Source organism: Spirulina subsalsa CS-330 (genome assembly GCF_028330765.1).
In the GTDB taxonomy this organism is placed as follows: Bacteria; Cyanobacteriota; Cyanobacteriia; order Cyanobacteriales; family Spirulinaceae; genus Spirulina; species Spirulina subsalsa_A.
The window spans coordinates 1-19,003 of the sequence record NZ_JAQMTY010000225.1; the positions used below are offsets into that span (position 1 = coordinate 1).

18 protein-coding genes and 1 tRNA gene are annotated in these 19,003 nt (G+C 53.3%); 13 read left to right on the forward strand and 6 right to left on the reverse strand.

Translation table 11 applies throughout. From position 1 onward, the window contains the following. Positions 1-390 precede the first annotated feature (390 nt). The 3 genes from PN477_RS15435 to PN477_RS15445 all read right to left on the reverse strand — a co-directional run bounded on the left by PN477_RS15435 (position 391) and on the right by PN477_RS15445 (position 2,673). Positions 391-1,254 carry an alpha/beta fold hydrolase gene (locus tag PN477_RS15435; RefSeq protein WP_272120468.1) on the reverse strand — a complete coding sequence of 288 codons (864 nt, stop codon included), beginning with the start codon at positions 1,252-1,254 and terminating at the stop codon, positions 391-393. Then, positions 1,251-1,847: a 3-isopropylmalate dehydratase small subunit gene (gene leuD / locus PN477_RS15440; protein ID WP_272120469.1), complete on the reverse strand. Its 597-nt coding sequence runs from the start codon at positions 1,845-1,847 to the stop codon at positions 1,251-1,253. The genes PN477_RS15435 and leuD overlap by 4 nt, the downstream gene beginning before the upstream one ends. A gap of 328 nt (positions 1,848-2,175) precedes the next feature. Continuing rightward, positions 2,176-2,673, reverse strand: a complete 498-nt coding sequence (locus PN477_RS15445) for a GNAT family N-acetyltransferase (protein WP_272120472.1) — start codon at positions 2,671-2,673, stop codon at positions 2,176-2,178. 297 nt (positions 2,674-2,970) lie between these two features. Between PN477_RS15445 and PN477_RS15450 the strand changes: the two genes are divergently transcribed. After that, a complete protein-coding gene (locus PN477_RS15450; RefSeq protein ID WP_272120475.1) occupies positions 2,971-4,878 on the forward strand; it encodes a heavy metal translocating P-type ATPase in 1,908 nt (635 codons plus the stop codon). 81 nt (positions 4,879-4,959) lie between these two features. Further along, positions 4,960-6,357, forward strand: a complete 1,398-nt coding sequence (locus tag PN477_RS15455) for a GTP-binding protein (RefSeq protein WP_272120477.1) — start codon at positions 4,960-4,962, stop codon at positions 6,355-6,357. Here the strand turns inward: PN477_RS15455 and PN477_RS15460 are convergent. Beyond that, complete coding sequence (locus PN477_RS15460; protein ID WP_272120479.1) at positions 6,354-7,016, reverse strand: Npun_F0813 family protein; 663 nt, start codon at positions 7,014-7,016, stop codon at positions 6,354-6,356. The two genes, PN477_RS15455 and PN477_RS15460, sit on opposite strands and share 4 nt — an antisense overlap. Before the next feature lie 192 nt (positions 7,017-7,208). Here PN477_RS15460 and PN477_RS15465 point away from each other — a divergent pair. Then, positions 7,209-7,281: transfer RNA gene (locus PN477_RS15465), tRNA-Arg, on the forward strand. On the opposite strand, the gene PN477_RS15470 is transcribed toward PN477_RS15465, so the two are convergent. Next, on the reverse strand, positions 7,255-8,682 hold the full coding sequence (locus PN477_RS15470) for an alanine/glycine:cation symporter family protein (protein WP_272120480.1): 1,428 nt from the start codon (positions 8,680-8,682) through the stop codon (positions 7,255-7,257). The two genes, PN477_RS15465 and PN477_RS15470, sit on opposite strands and share 27 nt — an antisense overlap. Before the next feature lie 214 nt (positions 8,683-8,896). Here PN477_RS15470 and PN477_RS15475 point away from each other — a divergent pair, with 214 nt between their 5' ends. From PN477_RS15475 to PN477_RS15520, 10 genes are all read left to right on the forward strand, one after another. Continuing rightward, the gene (locus tag PN477_RS15475) at positions 8,897-11,782 is read left to right on the forward strand and encodes a class I SAM-dependent DNA methyltransferase (RefSeq protein ID WP_272120482.1); all 2,886 of its coding nucleotides are present in this window, start codon (positions 8,897-8,899) and stop codon (positions 11,780-11,782) included. A gap of 34 nt (positions 11,783-11,816) precedes the next feature. After that, a complete protein-coding gene (locus PN477_RS15480; protein WP_272120484.1) occupies positions 11,817-12,092 on the forward strand; it encodes a DUF2281 domain-containing protein in 276 nt (91 codons plus the stop codon). After that, complete coding sequence (locus PN477_RS15485) at positions 12,089-12,502, forward strand: type II toxin-antitoxin system VapC family toxin (RefSeq protein WP_272120486.1); 414 nt, start codon at positions 12,089-12,091, stop codon at positions 12,500-12,502. The genes PN477_RS15480 and PN477_RS15485 overlap by 4 nt, the downstream gene beginning before the upstream one ends. A gap of 126 nt (positions 12,503-12,628) precedes the next feature. Further along, positions 12,629-12,949 (forward strand): nucleotidyltransferase domain-containing protein, encoded by a 321-nt coding sequence (locus tag PN477_RS15490; RefSeq protein WP_272120488.1) that lies wholly within the window; start codon positions 12,629-12,631, stop codon positions 12,947-12,949. Beyond that, positions 12,946-13,326: a HEPN domain-containing protein gene (locus PN477_RS15495; RefSeq protein ID WP_272120490.1), complete on the forward strand. Its 381-nt coding sequence runs from the start codon at positions 12,946-12,948 to the stop codon at positions 13,324-13,326. Before PN477_RS15490 ends, PN477_RS15495 begins: the two co-directional genes overlap by 4 nt. A gap of 184 nt (positions 13,327-13,510) precedes the next feature. Further along, entirely contained in the window at positions 13,511-13,717 is a 207-nt protein-coding gene (vapB, locus tag PN477_RS15500) for a type II toxin-antitoxin system VapB family antitoxin (RefSeq protein ID WP_272120492.1), read from the forward strand. Between the two features lie 394 nt (positions 13,718-14,111). Beyond that, a complete protein-coding gene (locus tag PN477_RS15505; RefSeq protein WP_272120493.1) occupies positions 14,112-14,345 on the forward strand; it encodes a DUF2281 domain-containing protein in 234 nt (77 codons plus the stop codon). An 8-nt stretch (positions 14,346-14,353) separates the two neighbouring features. Then, entirely contained in the window at positions 14,354-14,761 is a 408-nt protein-coding gene (locus PN477_RS15510) for a type II toxin-antitoxin system VapC family toxin (RefSeq protein WP_272120495.1), read from the forward strand. Between the two features lie 321 nt (positions 14,762-15,082). Further along, positions 15,083-17,269 (forward strand): DEAD/DEAH box helicase, encoded by a 2,187-nt coding sequence (locus PN477_RS15515; RefSeq protein WP_272120497.1) that lies wholly within the window; start codon positions 15,083-15,085, stop codon positions 17,267-17,269. Further along, positions 17,262-18,464: a GIY-YIG nuclease family protein gene (locus tag PN477_RS15520; RefSeq protein WP_272147413.1), complete on the forward strand. Its 1,203-nt coding sequence runs from the start codon at positions 17,262-17,264 to the stop codon at positions 18,462-18,464. Before PN477_RS15515 ends, PN477_RS15520 begins: the two co-directional genes overlap by 8 nt. A 112-nt stretch (positions 18,465-18,576) precedes the next feature. On the opposite strand, the gene PN477_RS15525 is transcribed toward PN477_RS15520, so the two are convergent. Continuing rightward, complete coding sequence (locus PN477_RS15525) at positions 18,577-18,996, reverse strand: hypothetical protein (protein ID WP_272120501.1); 420 nt, start codon at positions 18,994-18,996, stop codon at positions 18,577-18,579. Between the last annotated feature and the right edge of the window lie 7 nt (positions 18,997-19,003).

The window sequence follows — 19,003 nt, forward strand, 5'->3', positions numbered from 1 at the left end:
AAAAAAACAGGACGGACAAAAACGGATGTCGTTAGAGAATTTATCCGTTCCCTCAAAAGTATTGAAAATTAAGGACTCGCTGTCGCTCGGTTTGTTTGTTGGTGCAAATTCATCTCGCCACTAAAAGGCACGTCCGCCGTTACCTTCGGTAACTCTACTCGGACTCGCTTTATAGTGGGAGTCTTCTTTGCACATTTAAGATAAGTGAGCCAGAGGCTCACACTACCTGGAATCCTCTGTAGTGCGAGCGTCTCGCTCGCTGCCCTGACTGAAAGGGGGATTAAACACAGGCGAGGCCAACCTGAGAACGTTGTGTATCAGCAGTCGCTCCATCAACAAACCTGGTGCGATCGCACCGTTGACCCAACTTCCCCCAGGAGCAACCCCCGATTAACTCCCCCCAAGCTCCGAAAACTCACGGTTTAAAAAGGGTAACAAAATTTGCCCAATCTCCTGGCCCCAATGTTCTTGGGGGTAGTGTTTTGCCTCAGCGATCGCATTCCAATCCACCATCGGATTTTTTTGCAACTGTTGGCGCACCGGCTCCCCATCCAGCCAGGGATCAGCCATCCCCCAGATGATTTGCGTGGGCTTGCGCCATTGGGCGAGGTCTTGGCTGAGTTGACCCATGGCCTGGCTGAGGTTGAGCTTTTTCGCCGTCATCAGCAACGCCCGGCCCGCTTGGGAGCTTTTTAAAAACGGTTGACGATAGAAACTTAACTCATTTTCTTCAATCACCAAGCCGCTCCCCCCTTCTAGGGTGCGATCCACCAACAGCGGATCTTGGGTCAACATATCCCCCACAAAGGGAATCGTCCAGCGTTGCATGATCCAAGGCACGGTCGCGCTGGTGGTGAGGGGGGTATTAAGGATGACGAGGCGATCGATCTGTTCGGGATGATTGCAGGCATATTGCACCCCCACCGAGCCAAGATAGCCCTGGGCCACGAGGGTAAACTGTTCAAGCTCCATCGCGGTGATCCAGTCCCCCAAGGCGGCTTCGTAGGCGGCGGGACTGTAGGCAAATTCGCGGGGCTGGGGCTTGGCCGAGCGACCAAACCCCAGCCAATCGGGGGCGATCGCACGATATCCGGCCGCCGCGCAGGTTTCCATCAAAATCCGCCAGCCGTAGCTATGGCAGAGAATGCCATGGATAAACAATACCGGGGGCTTGCCGTTGGGGACATCGGGGGTGATTTCCCGATAAAACCAATCGTGGCCACCGGCTGCGATCGTCTGTTCAGTTAAATTCATGCCGCACCCCAAGCGAGGTAGGGCAGTTGGGTGGCGGTGGTGCGCACTTGGTCGGCGTTGGCCACCAGTTGGCCGCAACTGTCCCACTTGCCGCTGGTGAGCATCGTGCGGGGGCCGTCGGCGAGGGTGACGGGGAGGGTGAGGTCGCCAGCGGTGACGGTGAGGGCGACCAGATCGAGGCAAACGGTGAGACTGGGATCAGCTTCGAGGGCGGTTTGCAGTTGGGTGGCGTGGTCGGGGGTGACGGTGGCGCAGGGAATCCCCAGGGCGACACAGTTGCCGAAGAAAATTTCCGCAAAACTTTCGCCAATCACGGCTTGGATGCCCCATTTTTGCAGGGCTTGGGGGGCATGTTCACGGGAGGAACCGCAGCCAAAGTTACCATTGACCACCAAAATATTCGCCCCTTGGTACTGGGGTTGGTCGAAGGGGTGAGTGCCGTTGCTGGCGGCGCGATCGTCGGCGAAGGCATGGGCCCCCAACCCGTCAAAGGTGACGCAGCGCAGGTAACGGGCGGGGATGATGCGATCGGTGTCGATATCGCTGCCGCGCAGGGGGAGACCGCGGCCGGAAACGGTTTTCACTTCACTCATGGGTCTGTTTCAAGGGTAGGCGTGACCTCCTATGATACGCGATCGCGCTCCCCCACCCCATCGCCCCTAATCCGCAGGCAAGGGAATGAACTCCGTTTCCCCCGGAACCGGATCAAATCGCCCAGCGACCCCATGGTTATCCATTGTGGGCGAATCGGGTGCTGGGAGAACCCTTTCAATCTGCCCTAGTGCAGCGTCAATGCCAAGAATTAGGATGTTTGTAGGGTGCTGTTAGCGAAGCGTAACGCACCGTCACGTTGAGTGTTGGACATTCAATACAATCCGAATATTAAGTCTTGACGCTGCACTAGTTCACTGAGCGCAATGTTTAAATTGAGGCATTGGTGGGTAGCCGTTTTCGATAGACTAAATCACAGCGGGGCGTTTCAACCCCTGTTGTTTTTTGATAGCCATTCTGTTCATATAACCGCACCGCTGCCGCTAAAGAAGTCGCCGTTTCGATCCAAATTTCTTGGAAGCCACGCTGTTGAATCGCGGTTTCTAAGGCCGTGAGTAAAAATCGCCCCAAACCTTGACCGCGCACCGATGGATGGAGATACATTTTACGAATTTCCACGGCATTTTCACCCCGTTCAATCGGATGATATGCCCCCGTACCCACCAGAGTTTCATCCTGTTCAATGACCCAAAATTCACCCCCCTGATTAATGTAATGGGTTTCCACTTCGATCACATCTCGATCGGCTCGTTCCGGTTCCCACGGGAGACTGTATTCTTTTAAAATATCCCGAATCAGGTGGGCGGCAGCGGCGCGATCGCACTCCTGCCAGTCTCGAATCACAAAGGTTTTGTAGGTTTGCGCCATGGCTAAAGAATATGGGCGAGATTAACCCGATTATTGTAACGTAGCGAGTTTTAACGCGGGCGATCGTGATGCTCCGGTTCAGACTTACCCCTTACATAAAATGCCTGATTGATAACAACAAAAATGAAGATGATAATCGTTTTAATAATCTAATTGGATAGAGAGAATTTTGAGCATTGATGATAATGATTCTGATTCTAAAATAGCATTAAAATTTCCTCAAGTGGGGTGATTTTAAACGAGGTAAAGCGTTAGGATTAGAAGCAAGATTATGGCTTAGAAAAGAGAGTTTGAATCATGACACAACCCGCCCCCGCCTCCTGTTGTCGTTGCTCGACCGCATCCCCACCGGGGTCTACCCATGATCCTGTCACCCCGTCTTATCGAGAATTGCAGCAGCTAGGGGCGATCGCGATCGTGGTGGCGGCGGGGGTTTGGATGCAGCAGAGTTTGCCCCAATGGCCGCTCGTGGCGGTGGGGGTGTTGGGCGGCGCGTATCTCTGGAGTGCCTGGCCGGTGCTGATCCAAGCGGGGCAGAATATTCTGCGGGGGCAGATGTTTGATGAGACGTTTTTGATGACGATCGCAACCCTGGGGGCGTTGGTGCTGGGGGAATATCCCGAAGCGGTGGCGGTGATGGTGTTTTATCGGGCGGGGGAATGGGTGCAAGAACAGGCCGTGGGCCAGTCGCGGCGATCGATCGCGGCGGTGTTGGCGGTGCGACCGGATCGGGCGACGGTGTGGCGAGATCAAGCCTGGCAGAGGGTGAACCCGGAACAGGTGCAAGTGGGCGATCGCCTCCAAGTCAATCCCGGCGAAAAAATCCCCCTTGATGGCGTGGTGTTGACGGGAACCTCGGAAATTAATACGGCAGCGTTAACCGGGGAATCCATGCCCCGCCCTGTCGAACCGGGCGATCCGGCTCTCGCGGGGACTTTAAACCAAACGGGCCAACTCACCCTGCGCGTCACAAAACCGTTCGGGGAATCCTCCGTGAGCAAAATCCTCGATCTCGTCGAAAATGCTAGCCGCAGCAAGGCGAAAACCGCGAAATTCATCACCCAATTCGCCCAAATTTACACCCCGATCGTGGTGCTGGGTGCGATCGCCCTTGCCCTGATTCCCCCCTTAATCATTCCCGGTGCGACGGTGCAAACCTGGGGCTATCGGGCGTTGATTTTGCTGGTGGTGTCCTGTCCCTGTGGCTTGGTGATTAGCATTCCCCTGGGGTATTTCGGGGGGATTGGCGGCGCGGCAAAACGGGGCATTTTGGTGAAGGGGGCGACGTTCCTCGATACCCTGGCGCAGGTGAAAACGGTGGTGTTTGATAAGACCGGAACCCTGACCCATGGCGAGTTTCAAGTTACCGATGTCCAGAGTGCCAACGGCCGCAGCCGGGCGGACTTGTTGGAACTCGCAGCCTATGCCGAAGCCCATTCCAGCCACCCGATCGCGGCCTCGATTCGCGCCGCCCACGGTCAGCCCTTGGATCTAGACCGGGTGACAGATTATCGCGAGGAGGCGGGTTATGGGGTGAAAACGCAGGTGCAGGATGCAACGGTTTGGGCGGGGAGCGATCGCCTTTTCCCTGATCTCGCCCTGCCCTCCACCACCGGAACGGTGGTACATCTCAGCGTTGATCACCACTACGCAGGCCATATCACCCTTGCCGATACCCCCAAACCCGACGCGGCCCTAGCGATCCAACGGTTGGCCCAGTTGGGCATCACTCACACGGTAATGCTCACGGGCGACCAACCCAGCACCGCCGCCGCGATCGCCGCTCAATTGGGCGTGAGCGCCTACCGAGCGCAATTACTCCCGGAAGATAAAGTCACGGCAGTAGCAGAGATTCAACGGGAACGACCGGGAGCGATCGCCTTTGTGGGGGACGGGATTAACGACGCGCCCGCCCTCGCCCGTGCTGATGTGGGGTTAGCGATGGGGGCCTTGGGGTCAGATGCGGCGATTGAAACGGCGGATGTGGTGCTGATGCAGGATACGCCGTTGCAGGTGGTGGAGGCGATCGCGATCGCCCGACGCACCCGGCGCATCGTTTGGCAAAATATTGCGATCGCCCTCGGCATCAAAGGGTTCATGATTCTCCTCAGTGCCTGGGGGGTGGCGACGCTGTGGGAGGCCGTTTTTGCCGATGTGGGGGTGGCTCTGCTTGCGATCGTCAACGCCACCCGGATCGCCCGTTAACCGTAGGGGCTGGGTTGCCCAACCCCAGGAATCAGGCCAACCCTCTAAAATCGGGAAGAGATACCCCTTGCTCCGGCTGCCATGACTGACGACTTTGACGCGACCCTCCTCGACATTGCCGCCATCCAAGGCGAACTCCACTACAAACAGGCCCAAACCGCCCTCCACAACCTCGTTCAACACCTCGACCTCACCCCCCAAGAAGAAGCCGGACTCAATCAAGAACTCGAACATCTCAGCCAAGTGCTCGACAAGCTCGATCGCTCCGTGGTGCAGATTGCGGCCTTTGGGATGGTGGGGCGGGGGAAATCTTCGATTTTGAATGCGCTCTTGGGGGAGACGGCGTTTGAAGTGGGGCCGTTGCATGGGGTAACGCGGACAATTAGTAATGCAGCCTGGACGGTGGAAACCGATGCGCTTCAGGTGCAGCGGGTGGTGATTCCCTCGGTGCGGGATGCTCAGATTCAACTGGTGGATACGCCGGGGATTGATGAGGTGGACGGCCAGACGCGGGAACAGTTGGCGAAACAGGTGGCGAAACAGGCGGATCTGATCCTCTTTATCGTGTCTGGGGATATGACCCAAGTGGAATACAATGCCCTCTCGCAGTTGCGGGAGGTGGGCAAACCGATGCTCTTGGTGTTTAACAAGATTGATCAATATCCCGAAGCCGATCGCTTCGCCATCTATCACAAACTCTGTGATGAGCGGGTGCGGGAATTGATTTCCCCCGATGAGGTGGTGATGGTGGCGGCCTCGCCCTTGGTGGCGGTGCAGGTGAGCGATCGCGGCCAAACCCGAATCGAACGCCAACGGGGAGCCGCCCAGATCGCGCCGTTAAAGGTGAAAATCCTCGATGTGCTGCACCGGGAAGGAAAATCCCTCCTGGCCCTGAATACGATGCTCTACGCCAGCGAACTGAATGAACAAGTGGTGGCGCGGAAGGTGCAGATCCGGGCCGAACGAGCGGAGCAATTAACCTGGCGGGCGGTGATGACGAAGGCCGGCGCGATCGCGATCAATCCCGTCACGGTGCTCGATCTGCTCACGGGAGCCGCGATCGATGTGGCGCTGATCCTCTCCCTCTCGAAACTCTACGGCCTACCCATGACCCACGGCGGCGCGGTGGCTCTGCTACGCCAGATCGCCCTAGGCATGGGCGGCATTACCCTCAGTGATGTGGTGACGACCTTGGGATTAAGCGGGTTAAAGAGCGTGTTAGGCATCACTGCGCCGTTAACGGGGGGCGCGAGTTTGGCCCCCTATCTATCCGTGGCGATCATGCAGGCCAGCGTTGCGGGGGTGATGACCCATGCGATCGCAACCATCACCCAAACCTACCTCACCAACGGCGCAACCTGGGGCCCCGACGGCCCGAAAACCGTCATCCAAAACATCCTCGCCACCCTCGACGAACAATCCATCCTCTACCGGATCAAAACCGAACTCACCGCCAAACTCCACCCCCCCATCGCTTAGCTTTTCCACTGTTTGCCGAGGGTGGATTGTTTGAGCCAGGCGAGAAAATCATTACGGTCTTGATCGGGCATATCGAGCAAAATATCATCCAGTTCATCGGCAAAATTAGCATTGCCAAAAAACTCTTTGCCAATCCGATAAACCTCTTGTAACACGGCAATTAAATGCTGCTCGGCCCAACTGGGGGCTGTGAAATTGCCGAGGGGATCAGCCTTTAAGAGTTGATCAACCGCTTTACCAGAATTCACTTCAGGAATTTGGCGGCTTTGGAGGGCCGTGGTCATTTCTTGGTGAAAGAGTTTCGCCTGACGACCGCCGAGGAGTTCTTCCACGTCAAAATACACCGCTTGCAAAATTAGCAAGGCGGCTTGAACCGAGGAGACGGGGCTGGATTCATCGTTGCTATCACCGATTAATTGTTCAAGTTTGACACGCCCCCAAACACTGTGGCGATTGTCTTCTTGGAGTAGGACGCAAAACTTTCCCTGATTATCGGTCAGATCTTTCCAAAACGTTTTCGCTTCTTCGGCTTTGGCGACATCAAAGACGCTAATCAGACGAAACGTTTGGTCTTGATACTTCAAGATGGGGATTTGTTGTTCTCGTTTGGGGTGCTGAACGTTGGAGATCTCAACATCCTGCCGTTTGAGAATAAACATAATGGGGTCGATGACTCCTGCGGAGGGTCAGGGCAACAGGGTAGCAAGTCAGTCTCCTGATTATTGCTATATTAGTTTACCCTGAGAAATTCATCTGCATCGTGGCGGGATTGGATTGGTGGGGAAATTGCGCGATCGCAAACCCAACCGCTACAATGGCTATGCCCAATTCCCCTGTGGGCGATCGATCAAGCTCTGGTAGCTCAATGGATAGAGCAAACGCCTTCTAAGCGTTCGGTTACAGGTTCGAGTCCTGTCCAGAGCGTACCATCGTGGCGTTTTGGCGACGGGCAGCGGCGGCGAAATCCGGTGAAAATGTGCCAGGGCTGAAGTGAAGAACAAGATCGGCGCGGACTTCGCGGCTGAGGGCATAGAGGCCGAGCAGATTAGGAACCGTCATCAGGAGCAGGGAAATATCGCTCACTTGCACCACCAATTCCGGGCGGAGCAGGGTTCCGGCAATGATTAAGCTGAGTTGAATGCCTTGATAAAGGGGGCGACGCTCGGAGCCAAAGAGATACACCCAAGCCGCTTCGCCGTAGTAGCCCCAAGCGATGATCGTGGAAAAGGCAAAGCAAACGGTGGCGATCGCGAGTAACCACGGAAACCAAGCGATCGCACTGCCAAAGGCGGCGCTGGTGAGTTCTGCCCCGGCAAAGTTGGCATATTGGGGGTCTTGGTAGGTTCCCGTCACGATAATCACGAGGGCGGTGATGTTGCAGATCACGACGGTATCGATCACGGGTTCGAGGGTGGCGATCAATCCCTCTTGAATCGGGGTCGTGCCTTCGGTGGCGGCGTGGGCGATCGCCGCCGTGCCGATGTTCCCCTCATTGGAAAAGGCCGCCCGTTGAAATCCCAAGGCCATTAACCCCACCACGCCCCCCAGGCCAGCGCGGGGATGCCAGGCATCGGCCCAAATCGTCTGCATCGCGGCGGGGATGGCCTGCCAATGCAGACCGAGGATATAGACCGCCGTGATCACATACAGACCACACATCACCGGCACGAGCCAACTGGTCACCTGTCCGATGCGATGGATACCACCAACGGTGACGAGGGCAACGGCGATCGCTAACCCCACCCCATAGCCCCAAGCCGACAGATCCGGCAGCACATGCACCAAGGTACGGTAGGACTGCCCCGCCTGAAACATCCCACTCGACCCCAAGGCCCCCACCACACAACAGAGGGCAAAGACCGCCGCGAGGATCTGACCCCAGCGGGCTTTGCCTTGGGCGGCGAGGCCGTGGGTGAGGTAATACATCGGGCCGCCGGAGACGCTGCCGTCGGGGTTGGTGTGGCGATATTTGCGGCCGAGGGTGCATTCAATCAGGCGGGTGTTCATCGTCAGGATGCCCGCGATCGTCATCCAAAAACAAGCGCCGGGGCCACCGACGCTAATCGCGATCGCCACCCCGGCAATATTCCCCAATCCCACCGTGGAAGAAAGGGCCGTGGTGAAGGCTTGGAAGGAACTCACCCCGCTGGGCGTGGCGTTATGGGTACGCAGGAGGGCGATCGCTTCACCCAAGCCCCGCAAGCCGAGAAACCGCAACCGCAACGTTAACACCACCGTCCCCACGATCGACCACAACACAATCAACGGCACACCCGCCACCGGGAAAAAGAGCACCGCCTCTAAGGCTGCAATCAGTCCACTCAATCCCGTTTCGATCCCGTCTAACAGTTGAAAAATGAGCGTTTCCTCAATCGTTTATCGCCAACATCATGGGCGCTTTTGCTGCTTGTCCCACATTTTCCCCGTTATAACATACGCCGCTTTTTGCTCTAAGGCGAGGATTTCAATTCCCGACGGGGGGCACGATCGCACCCCCCACTCGCTAAGATCAACCCTAAACCCTGTCTTTTTCCCGCCCATGAATGCCGTTGAAATCGAAGCCGCCGTGTCCCAGCTTGCCGCTGCACCTTTTGATCCGGAAGATTTCCCCTTTGCATTTCTAACCGCCTTTGGCAACAAGGCGACGACGATCAAGCGGCTCCGGAGCAAAAAAAGCAGTTCTAACCAATCCGACCTTGGCGGCGTGCTTCAGCGTAACAACATTCACATTAAGGTGTGCGGCGCGGGGGAGGTGACGGCGACGCTGACAGCGTTGCGGGAGAGTGCCGCGACGACGCGACAGAAGGCGAAGTTTATCCTGGCGACGGATGGCGACAGTCTGGAGGCGGAAAACCTCAGCGATGGGGATGCGATCGCTTGTCCCTACGCAGATTTGCCGGACTATTTCGGGTTTTTCTTGCCCCTCGCGGGGATCACGACGGTTCAGCAAATCCGCGAAAATGCGTTTGATATCAAGGCCACGAGTCGGCTGAATCGGCTTTATGTGGAGTTATTGAAAACTAATCCGGATTGGGACAAGGGCGATCGCCGCGATGCGATGAATCATTTCATGGCGCGGTTAATTTTCTGTTTTTTCGCGGAAGATACGAACATTTTCCACAGTGACGGCCTGTTTACCCAAACGATCGCCCAAATGAGCGCACCCGATGGCTCGAACACCCACGAGGTTTTAGGGGAAATTTTCCGAGCGATGGCGATCGCACCCCAGGAGCGCAAAACGGCGGGACTCCGCAATTGGGCGGATCAGTTTCCCTATGCCAATGGGGGGCTGTTTAGCCCTCATCCCCTAGCCCCTTCTCCCGTGGGAGAAGGGGAACCGGAAGGTCTTCCCCCCCTCTCCCGTGGGAGAGGGGCCGGGGGTGAGGGCGTTCCCCGGTTCAGCAAAATCGCCCGATCGCACCTGATCCATGTGGGCGGTCTGGATTGGACGAAGATTAACCCGGATATTTTCGGCTCGATGATTCAAGCGATCGCGGATGAGGCGGAGCGGGGCGCGTTGGGGATGCACTACACGAGTGTGCCGAATATCCTCAAGGTGTTAAATCCGTTGTTTTTGGATGATCTGCGGGGTCAGTTGGCGGCGGCGGGGGACAGTGGGCGGAAGTTGCTCAATCTGCGGCAACGGTTGGCGAAGATTCGGGTGTTTGATCCGGCTTGTGGGTCGGGGAATTTTTTGGTGATTGCCTATAAGGAGATGCGGGCGATCGAGGCGGAAATTAATCAGCGGCGGGGGGAGGCGAATCGGGCTTCTGAGATTCCGTTAACGAATTTTCGGGGGATTGAAATTCGGTCGTTTGCGGCGGAGGTGGCGCGGTTGGCGTTGATTATTGCGGAATATCAATGTGATGTGTTGTATCGGGGGCAATTGTTAGCATTAGCGGAGTTTTTGCCGTTAAAAAATGACAATTGGATTACTTGCGGGAATGCGTTGCGCTTGAATTGGTTGGAGTTATGTCCACCGACGGGAACGGGGGTCACGGTGCAGCGGGAGGATTTGGATCTGTGGCAGGAAACGAAAGACGAGGCAGAGATTGATTTTCAAAATGAGGGGGGAGAAACCTACATTTGTGGCAATCCGCCTTATGTGGGTTCGACTTGGCAAACGAAGGAACAGAAAGACGATTTAAAGCAAATTTTTGAGGGTCGTACAAAGCTTTGGAAGTCATTGGATTATGTGGCGGGTTGGTTTATGAAGGCGGCAGATTATGGAACGCAGACGAATGCGGCGGCGGCGTTTGTTTCGACTAATTCGATTTGTCAGGGGCAACAAGTAGCGATTTTATGGTCGTTAATCTTTGAGACGGGACATGAAATTAATTTTGCTCATACCTCTTTTAAATGGGCAAATTTAGCAAGTCATAATGCAGGAGTTACCGTTGTTATTGTCGGAATTGCTCAACAGTCTAAAAAGGTTAAATATTTATTTTCTATTGATGAAAAGAATCACACTATAGCTAAGGAAGCGATAAATATTAATGCTTATTTGGTAGATGGAAAAAATGTAATTGTTGAAAAAGTTACAAAGCCATTAAGTGATATCACTGAGATGAATTTTGGTAGTAAACCTGTTGATGGAGGGAATCTACTTTTATCTAGAGACGAACTGTATAAAATGAATTTATCTTTAGAAGAAAAAAATAAATTTATTCGAGTCATTTTAGGATCAGATGAATTCATCTCAGGAAAACAAAGATACTGTATTTGGATAAAAGATGAAGAAGCTGAAATTGCCAGACGTAATCCGGTAATTAACTTACGATTAGAAGCTGTTAAAAAAATGCGCTTAAGTAGCTCTAAGGTTGCAACACAAAAAGGGGCTAAATGGTCACATAGATTTGATGAACGTCGTCAAATTGGAAATGAAACTATAATTACAATTGCTGCTATTAGCTCGGAAAATAGAGAGTATTTACCTTGTGGATTGTTGCCATGCGGAACAATTATTTCAAATAAATGTTTTGCCCTTTATGATGCACCCCTCTGGAACATGGCTCTAATCGCCTCGCGCCTCCATTGGGTTTGGATCGGTACAGTTTGCGTCAGAATGAGAACCGATTTTTCTTACTCCAATACCCTCGGCTGGAACACCTTTCCCGTCCCCAAACTCACCACCCAAAACAAAAAAGACCTCACCCGCTGCGCCGAAAACATCCTCCTCGCCCGTGAGCATTACTTCCCCGCCACCATCGCCGAAATGTACGACCCCAAACACATGGACAAAGACTATCCCGAACTCCGCCACGCCCACAACCAAAACGACGAAACCCTCGAACGCATCTACATCGGCCGCCGCTTCAAAAACGACACCGAACGCCTCGAAAAACTCTTCACCCTCTACACCCAAATGACCACCCCAAAACCCCCCACCCCATCCAAAACCAAAAAACAAAAAAAAGATAAATAATCGTCAAAAAACTACACCCCCGGAGATTCTAACCATGTCCAAAACAACCGTAGAACGGCAAAATTTAATCGAAGCCGTCAACGCCCTACCCGATGAAGTGCTCATCGAACTGGCCAACTTTGTTGAATATCTACAATATAAAACAGTCCAGCAGCAGCCCACCAACTCACCCCCGCAAAACTTCCTATTGGCGATCGCCGGTTTAGGAAAATCCGGACAACCCGACACCTCCGATCATGACGAAGAAATTCTACACAATGAGATTGACACAATTCATGGCTGGAGCAGCAAACCAGGAGATAAGCCATGACCGGAATCCTCGATACCAGTTTTTTATTTGCTTTAACAGATCAGAGCGATCGTAACCATCAACGAGTGCTCACCGTTGCCCAGAACGCCAACGAACAGTTAGTGCTACCCGTCATCGTCTTACCGGAAATCTGTTATCTAATTTTTTCAAGATTAGGACATCTCGCCATGCGTCGCTTTGTGGCCAGCATGACACCTGATCTCGTTCACATTGAAACCATGAAAACAGAGGATCTGGTACGAGTACAGCAAATTCTAGAGCAATATGCCGATAATCAACTTGATTTTACAGATGCAGCAATTATTACAATCGCTGAACGGTTAGAAATTCCCCGCGTTTACACCCTTGATCGTCGAGATTTTTCAGTGATACGCCCAAAACACTGTGATTATTTCGAGTTAATCCCTTGAAAGCGATCGCAACGACGAAACCCTCGAACGCATCTACATCGGGCGACGATTTAAAAATGAAAGCGATCGCTTAGAAAAACTCTTCACCCTCTACACCCAAATGACCACCCCAAAATCACCCAAACCATGAATTTAACCCTACAACCCGTCTTAAAATTCCTTAAACAGGATCTCACCCAACTCTATGGCGATCGCCTCATTCAACTCATCCTCTTTGGTTCCCAAGCCCGTGGTGATCATGAACCAGACTCTGATATTGATGTTCTCGTCGTGTTGCGATCGCTCACCAATCCTGGCGAAGAAATTAAACGCACCGGCAAAATTGTGGCCGATCTTTCTCTTCAGTATGATGTCGTCATTAGCTGCCTCTTCATGACAGAAATCGACTACCAAACCCGCAACAACGCACTACTTCGTAATATTCATCAAGACGGAATTTTGCTATGAATAATGAACAGCAAGAACTCCTTCTCAAAGCCCAACAAAGCCTAGAAGCTGCAAAACTTCTCCTTGCCAATAACTATCCAGACTATGCAGTATCTCGCGCCTATTACACCATGTTTTATCTTGCTGAGGCCTTCTTAGATAGTCGTAAACTTTCTTTTTCTAAGCATTCTGCTGTCATTGCTGCATTTGGTCGAGAATTTGCTAAAACAGGGCTAATTGCACCAGAGTTTCACCGCTTCTTAATTGAAGCCCAAGAACTCCGCACCACTGGCGACTATGGACAATTCAACGCCGTAACTCATAGCCAAGCCACTGAACAAATTGACCGCGCCGAACAATTTCTCAACCTAGCCATTCAAGGGATTAACTCAATTTGATTAACTCGATAACCCATCGATATCAGTCACAAATTCAAAAACGACACCGAACGCCTCGAAAAACTCTTCACCCTCTACACCCAAATGACCACCAAACCAGAGACAGAAAAAAAAGCCAGCAAACGTAAAAATGCAAAGCGATCAGGTTAGGATAAGTATGTTGTTTTCAGCAGGAGGTAGCCTTATGGAACAGATTATTCTCAAACGACTTCAGCAATTACCAGAATCAGCACAGCAAGAAGCATTGCAATTCATCGATCAACTACTCGCTAAATACCAACAGCCTCAGCAATTTATGAGCCGCAAAGAAGCCTTCGGTATTTGGCGAGGCAAACTCTGGATGGCAGACGACTTTGATGCACCGTTAGAAGAATTAGCGGAGTATATGTAGTGTCAGATTTTTTAATTGATACACATACACTCCTCTGGTTTATTGAAGCCGATCCAAGATTGAGTGATCGGGCTAGAAATGTACTGATGAACGACAGTATTAACCTCTCTGTGAGTGTTGTCAGTGCTGACAATGTGTTTGGCTCCTATGAAATAGATCGATTTTGGTAAATCCTCTCCCTATTAAGGCGATCGCAACGACGAAACCCTCGAACGCATCTACATCGGGCGACGGTTTAAAAACGAGAGCGATCGCGTAGCGTTGCGAAGCAAATCGCCTCGAAAAACGCTTCTAACTCTACACCCAAATGACCACTCCAAAACCCCCCACCCCACCAAAAAACCAAAAATCTAAACCATAATAGGAATGAAATCTACCGCCACCCCTAAAAATCATGACAGCCGCAGAAAAACTCTATCAACTCATCCAAACCCTCCCAGAAAGCCAAATCAACGAAATTCTCCACTTTGCCCAATTTCTTCAACACAAACACCCCTCTCCTCCCCCCGCTATTCCCCCCGGAACCCTCACCGGACTTCGAGGCATAGCCAAACATCCTGGCATAGCACCCAGTGATGATGAACTACAAACAGAATACATAAACTATCTGACCCAAAAATACCAGTAAGCCTACCCGTGAAAGTTCTCATCGATACCAACATTGTCCTAGACCTAATCCTAGAACGGGAACCCTTTATTGAGGCGGCGATCGCCCTCTTCGAGCAAATTGAACAAGGCAAATTAGAAGGCTATATTGCTGCAACGACTATCACCAATATTTTCTACATCATCCGTAAAATGAAAGGTCGTGAAGTTGCTCTTGCGGCTATCCATCGGCTCCTAACCGGCCTCCAATTTTGTACTGTTGATCGGCAAACTGTTGAAACAGCCTTCAGCCTAGATCTAACAGACTTTGAAGATAGCATCCAACTCGCCTGTGCCACCATTGCTCAATTGGATGCGATCATAACCCGTGATCATCAAGACTTTATGAATAGCAACATTCCTGTTTACTCCTCCACCGAAATCATCAACCAGCTTTAGCGAAAAACATTCATCGAGTGACGCTTCAAAAACGAGAGCGATCGCGTAGCGTTGCGAAGCAAATCGCCTCGAAAAACTCTTCTAACTCTACACCCAAATGACCACCCCAAAATTATTAAAAACCCAAAAAGGAAAATCATAGGATAAGCGATCGCCGCCTAGCATGATTTAGACATCAGAGGGTAAACAGGGATTTAGGGTGACGGCAATGTGTCAAGTCACTGATGAACAAGCTGTAAAATTTAAGTTAGTGTGTGCTGTCATGTCCGACAATGAATAAGCTGTATTACTATCCGCGATCGCAATCTGTAGAGTTTCGCCATGAACAAACCTGTCTCTGTTCCCGCCGTTTCCGTCACCTATGCCCACGATGGCCGCTCCACCCAAGCCAATGAACTGGGGATGCGCCCGATGCAAGAACGCGCCTACAACAAACGCGGCGAACAATATTTATTGATCAAATCACCCCCCGCCTCTGGGAAAAGTCGCGCCCTGATGTTCATTGCCCTCGATAAATTGATCCACCAAGGGCTGAAACAGGCGATCGTCGTTGTGCCAGAAAAGTCGATTGGGTCTAGTTTTCAGGATGAACCCCTGTCACACTATGGCTTTTTTGCCGATTGGACAGTTGCGCCGCGCTGGAATCTTTGCAATGCGCCGGTCACCGATAGCGGCAAAGTGAACGCGGTGCAAGCCTTCCTCAAGAGTGAGGATCAAATCTTGATTTGCACCCATGCAACCTTTCGGTTTGCGGTGGAACGGTTGGGCATTGAACCGTTAGATGATCGCCTCATTGCGGTGGATGAATTTCACCATGTTTCGGCGAATCCTGATAATAAATTAGGGGAGCAGGTGCGGCAATTGATGACCCGCGATCGCGCCCATATTGTCGCGATGACCGGCTCCTATTTTCGCGGCGATGCGATCGCGGTACTGCACCCCGAAGATGAAAACCGCTTTGAGACGATCACCTACACCTATTATGAACAACTCAACGGCTATCAATACCTCAAACAATTAGACATCGGCTATTACTTTTATGCGGGGAACTATGCCAGCGAAATTATGCGGGTGCTCAATCCAAACGAGAAAACCATTGTGCATATTCCGAATGTCAACTCCCGCGAAAGTACCAAGGATAAAATCCGCGAAGTGGAGCATATTCTTGACACCCTCGGCGAATGGCAAGGCACTGACCCCAAAACGGGGTTTCAGTTGATTCGTACCCCCGACGGGACGGTGCTGAAGGTGGCGGACTTGGTGGATGATGACCCGACGAAGCGCGATCGCGTCGTTACGGCCCTCAAAGACCCCACCCAAAAAGAAAACCGCGACCATGTGGATATCATCATTGCCCTGGGGATGGCAAAAGAAGGGTTTGATTGGATTTGGTGTGAACACGCGCTGACGGTGGGGTATCGGTCGAGCTTGACGGAAATTGTCCAGATTATTGGTCGTGCGACCCGTGACGCACCGGGCAAGACCCGCGCCCGCTTTTCTAACCTGATCGCAGAACCCGATGCGGCCAGTGAGGTGGTGACGGAGGCGGTGAATGATATGTTAAAGGCGATCGCCGCCAGTTTGCTGATGGAACAAGTGCTGGCGACCCGTTTTGAATTTCGCCCCAAACGCCCCGACAATCAACCAACAGCGGGGTATGACTATGGCCCGGAGGGGTATGATCCGACGGGTTGTAATGTGGGCATCAATCGGCAGACGGGCCAGGTGCAACTGGAGATTAAGGGCCTCGCAATGCCGAAAAGCCGGGAAGCCCAGCGGATTTGCGCGGAAGATTTGCTCGAACTAACGACGGCATTGGTGCAAGATAAACCCTCGATTGAGCGGGGCTTGTTTGATTCGGAACTCGTGCCGGAAGAAATTACCACGGTACGGATGGGGAAGATTATCCAGGAAAAATATCCCACCATTGAACCGGAGGATCAAGAGGCAGTGCGCCAACATGCGATCGCTGCCTTCAACCTCGTACAGCAGGGCAAAAAATACATCCTCAATGAAACCGGAGGAACCTACGATCTTCTCCCCTCGCCCCTGGGAGAGGGGCCGGGGGTGAGGGAAGACCCCTCGCCCTTGGGAGAGGGGCCGGGGGTGAGGGCAGATCCCTCGCCCCTGGGAGAGGAGCCGGGGGTGAGGGAAGACCCCGAACCGACGAAAAACACTGCCCTGATCGATGGGGTGAAACAGTTCGCCCTCTCGGTCACTGATCTCGATATGGATCTGATCGATCGCATTAATCCCTTTGGGGAAGCCTACGCCATCCTTGCCAAAGCCATGAACGAAGAACGCCTCCAACAGATCGCGGCGGTGATTACGGCTAAACGGTTGAGCCTCAGTATGGACGAGGCGCGAGACCTGGCCCACCGCGCCGTCCGGTTTAAGCAGGAGCGGGGTCGCTTGCCTGCGCTGACGGCGGCAGACCCCTGGGAGCGACGTATGGCTGAGGGGGTCGCATTCCTACAGCGCAAAGTCAAGGAGGATAGGGATGGTTAAAAAAATGCCGCAAACCACAGACAGCGATCGCGAACTCTTAGGGGAATTGGGGATTGATCTCACGGCTCCGGCTCCGGTGCAGTATTCCCCCCGTGAGGAGCGGATCATCGCCGGATTTGAGGAGATCGAGCGGTTTGTCTCGGCGCAGGGACGCTTACCCCAGCATGGCGATGACCGGGATATTTTCGAGCGTCTCTATGCCGTGCGTCTCGATCGCCTGCGCCGCTTAGAAGACTGTCGCACCCTCCTCGAACCGTTGGACTCGCGGGGCTTACTCACAGCAACCCCAGATCTGGAGGTTCCGCCGGCACTGGATGATCAGGCGTTGCTGGCGGAACTGGGTTTGGATGGGGCGGCGGTGGATGATGTGACCCAATTAACCCATGTGCGATCGCGTCAAGACATTAAAGCCGCTGAGGAAATCGCCCAGCGCACCCCCTGCGAGGACTTCAACCAATTTAAACCCCTGTTCCAACAGGTTAAGCAGGCATTAAAAACCGGGGCGCGTCACACCCTGAAATATCAAGACAATGCGGCGATTCAGGCGGGAAATCTTTTCATTCTTGACGGGCAGATGGTGCTCGTGGCGGCGATGGGGGAGTTTTTCATCAGTGACTATGGCCGCCCCAATGCAGAATTGCGGGTGATTTATGACAACGGTACAGAGAGCAATCTTTTACTGCGATCGCTGCAACGGGCCTTGAACCGCGATCGCACCAGTCGCCGGATCACCGAACTCGTCAGCAACTTTGGCCCCCTCTTCGCCCCCCAGAATCTCACCCCTACCGATCGGCACACCGGCCAGGTCTACGTGTTGCGCAGTCAATCGGATCATCCCTTCATCGCGGCACACCGCACCCTGATCCACAAAATCGGCATGACCAGCGGCGATGTGAACCAACGGATCATCCATGCCGCTAAAGACCCCACCTATCTCCTCGCTGCGGTCGAAATCGTCACCACCTTCCAACTCGCAAACATCAACCCGAAAAAACTCGAAGCCCTCCTCCACCGATTTTTTGAGGCGGCGCGGTTGGATCTGGAATTGATGGATCGGTTTGGGTTACCGGTGCAGCCGCAAGAGTGGTTTTTTGTGCCGTTGGGGGCGATTGAGGCAGCGATCGCCCACATCCAAGCGGGCACGCTCGATCAGGTTCACTATGATCTCGAAACCGCCAGCATCATTGCTCGGTAGTGCTGGGATAGCGACCCCTGACCCTCAGTGCCCTCATCCCCCAACCCCTTCTCCCAAACTAGGGAGAAGGGGAGCCAAATTCAAAGTCCCTCTCCCTGCTTGGGAGAGGGATTTAGGGTGAGGGCTTTCCTCTGGAGTGGCTGTCACCAGCGGCAGAGCGGGTGAGGAAGTAGCGCAGGCGGATCAATGTAGCCGTTTGCCCCAGGGCAATGGGGAGGAGGGAGACCCCTTCGAGGCGCGATTGTACCCAACCGTCGCCCCAATACCATTCGTGGAAGCCATCGATGCCGCGACTGAGGATGAGGCGGAGGCTTTGGGGCGTGGCCAGATCGACGTAGTGATCGATGGCGATCGGGCCTGTCCAGGCGGTGAAGGTTGCGCCGGCTTTGAGGGGGTTGGGAATATCGGTTTCGAGGCGTTGGGGAAAGAGCCAGCGGCGGAACTGGTCGGGGTTTTGGAGACTGGCCGCGATCGCAGCTTGGGATGCGTCCAATTCAATGCGGAGACAGCTTTTTTGGTAGTGACCGAACATTGGGGCG

Excerpts from the sequence above, each read along its gene's own strand:
- PN477_RS15435 (WP_272120468.1), bottom strand. The coding sequence starts at position 1,254 with ATGAATTTAACTGAACAGACGATCGCAGCCGGTGGCCACGATTGGTTT.
- leuD (WP_272120469.1), bottom strand. The coding sequence starts at position 1,847 with ATGAGTGAAGTGAAAACCGTTTCCGGCCGCGGTCTCCCCCTGCGCGGC.
- PN477_RS15445 (WP_272120472.1), bottom strand. The coding sequence starts at position 2,673 with ATGGCGCAAACCTACAAAACCTTTGTGATTCGAGACTGGCAGGAGTGC.
- PN477_RS15450 (WP_272120475.1), top strand. The coding sequence starts at position 2,971 with ATGACACAACCCGCCCCCGCCTCCTGTTGTCGTTGCTCGACCGCATCC.
- PN477_RS15455 (WP_272120477.1), top strand. The coding sequence starts at position 4,960 with ATGACTGACGACTTTGACGCGACCCTCCTCGACATTGCCGCCATCCAA.
- PN477_RS15460 (WP_272120479.1), bottom strand. The coding sequence starts at position 7,016 with ATGTTTATTCTCAAACGGCAGGATGTTGAGATCTCCAACGTTCAGCAC.
- PN477_RS15475 (WP_272120482.1), top strand. The coding sequence starts at position 8,897 with ATGAATGCCGTTGAAATCGAAGCCGCCGTGTCCCAGCTTGCCGCTGCA.
- PN477_RS15480 (WP_272120484.1), top strand. The coding sequence starts at position 11,817 with ATGTCCAAAACAACCGTAGAACGGCAAAATTTAATCGAAGCCGTCAAC.
- PN477_RS15485 (WP_272120486.1), top strand. The coding sequence starts at position 12,089 with ATGACCGGAATCCTCGATACCAGTTTTTTATTTGCTTTAACAGATCAG.
- PN477_RS15490 (WP_272120488.1), top strand. The coding sequence starts at position 12,629 with ATGAATTTAACCCTACAACCCGTCTTAAAATTCCTTAAACAGGATCTC.
- PN477_RS15495 (WP_272120490.1), top strand. The coding sequence starts at position 12,946 with ATGAATAATGAACAGCAAGAACTCCTTCTCAAAGCCCAACAAAGCCTA.
- vapB (WP_272120492.1), top strand. The coding sequence starts at position 13,511 with ATGGAACAGATTATTCTCAAACGACTTCAGCAATTACCAGAATCAGCA.
- PN477_RS15505 (WP_272120493.1), top strand. The coding sequence starts at position 14,112 with ATGACAGCCGCAGAAAAACTCTATCAACTCATCCAAACCCTCCCAGAA.
- PN477_RS15515 (WP_272120497.1), top strand. The coding sequence starts at position 15,083 with ATGAACAAACCTGTCTCTGTTCCCGCCGTTTCCGTCACCTATGCCCAC.
- PN477_RS15520 (WP_272147413.1), top strand. The coding sequence starts at position 17,262 with ATGGTTAAAAAAATGCCGCAAACCACAGACAGCGATCGCGAACTCTTA.
- PN477_RS15525 (WP_272120501.1), bottom strand. The coding sequence starts at position 18,996 with ATGTTCGGTCACTACCAAAAAAGCTGTCTCCGCATTGAATTGGACGCA.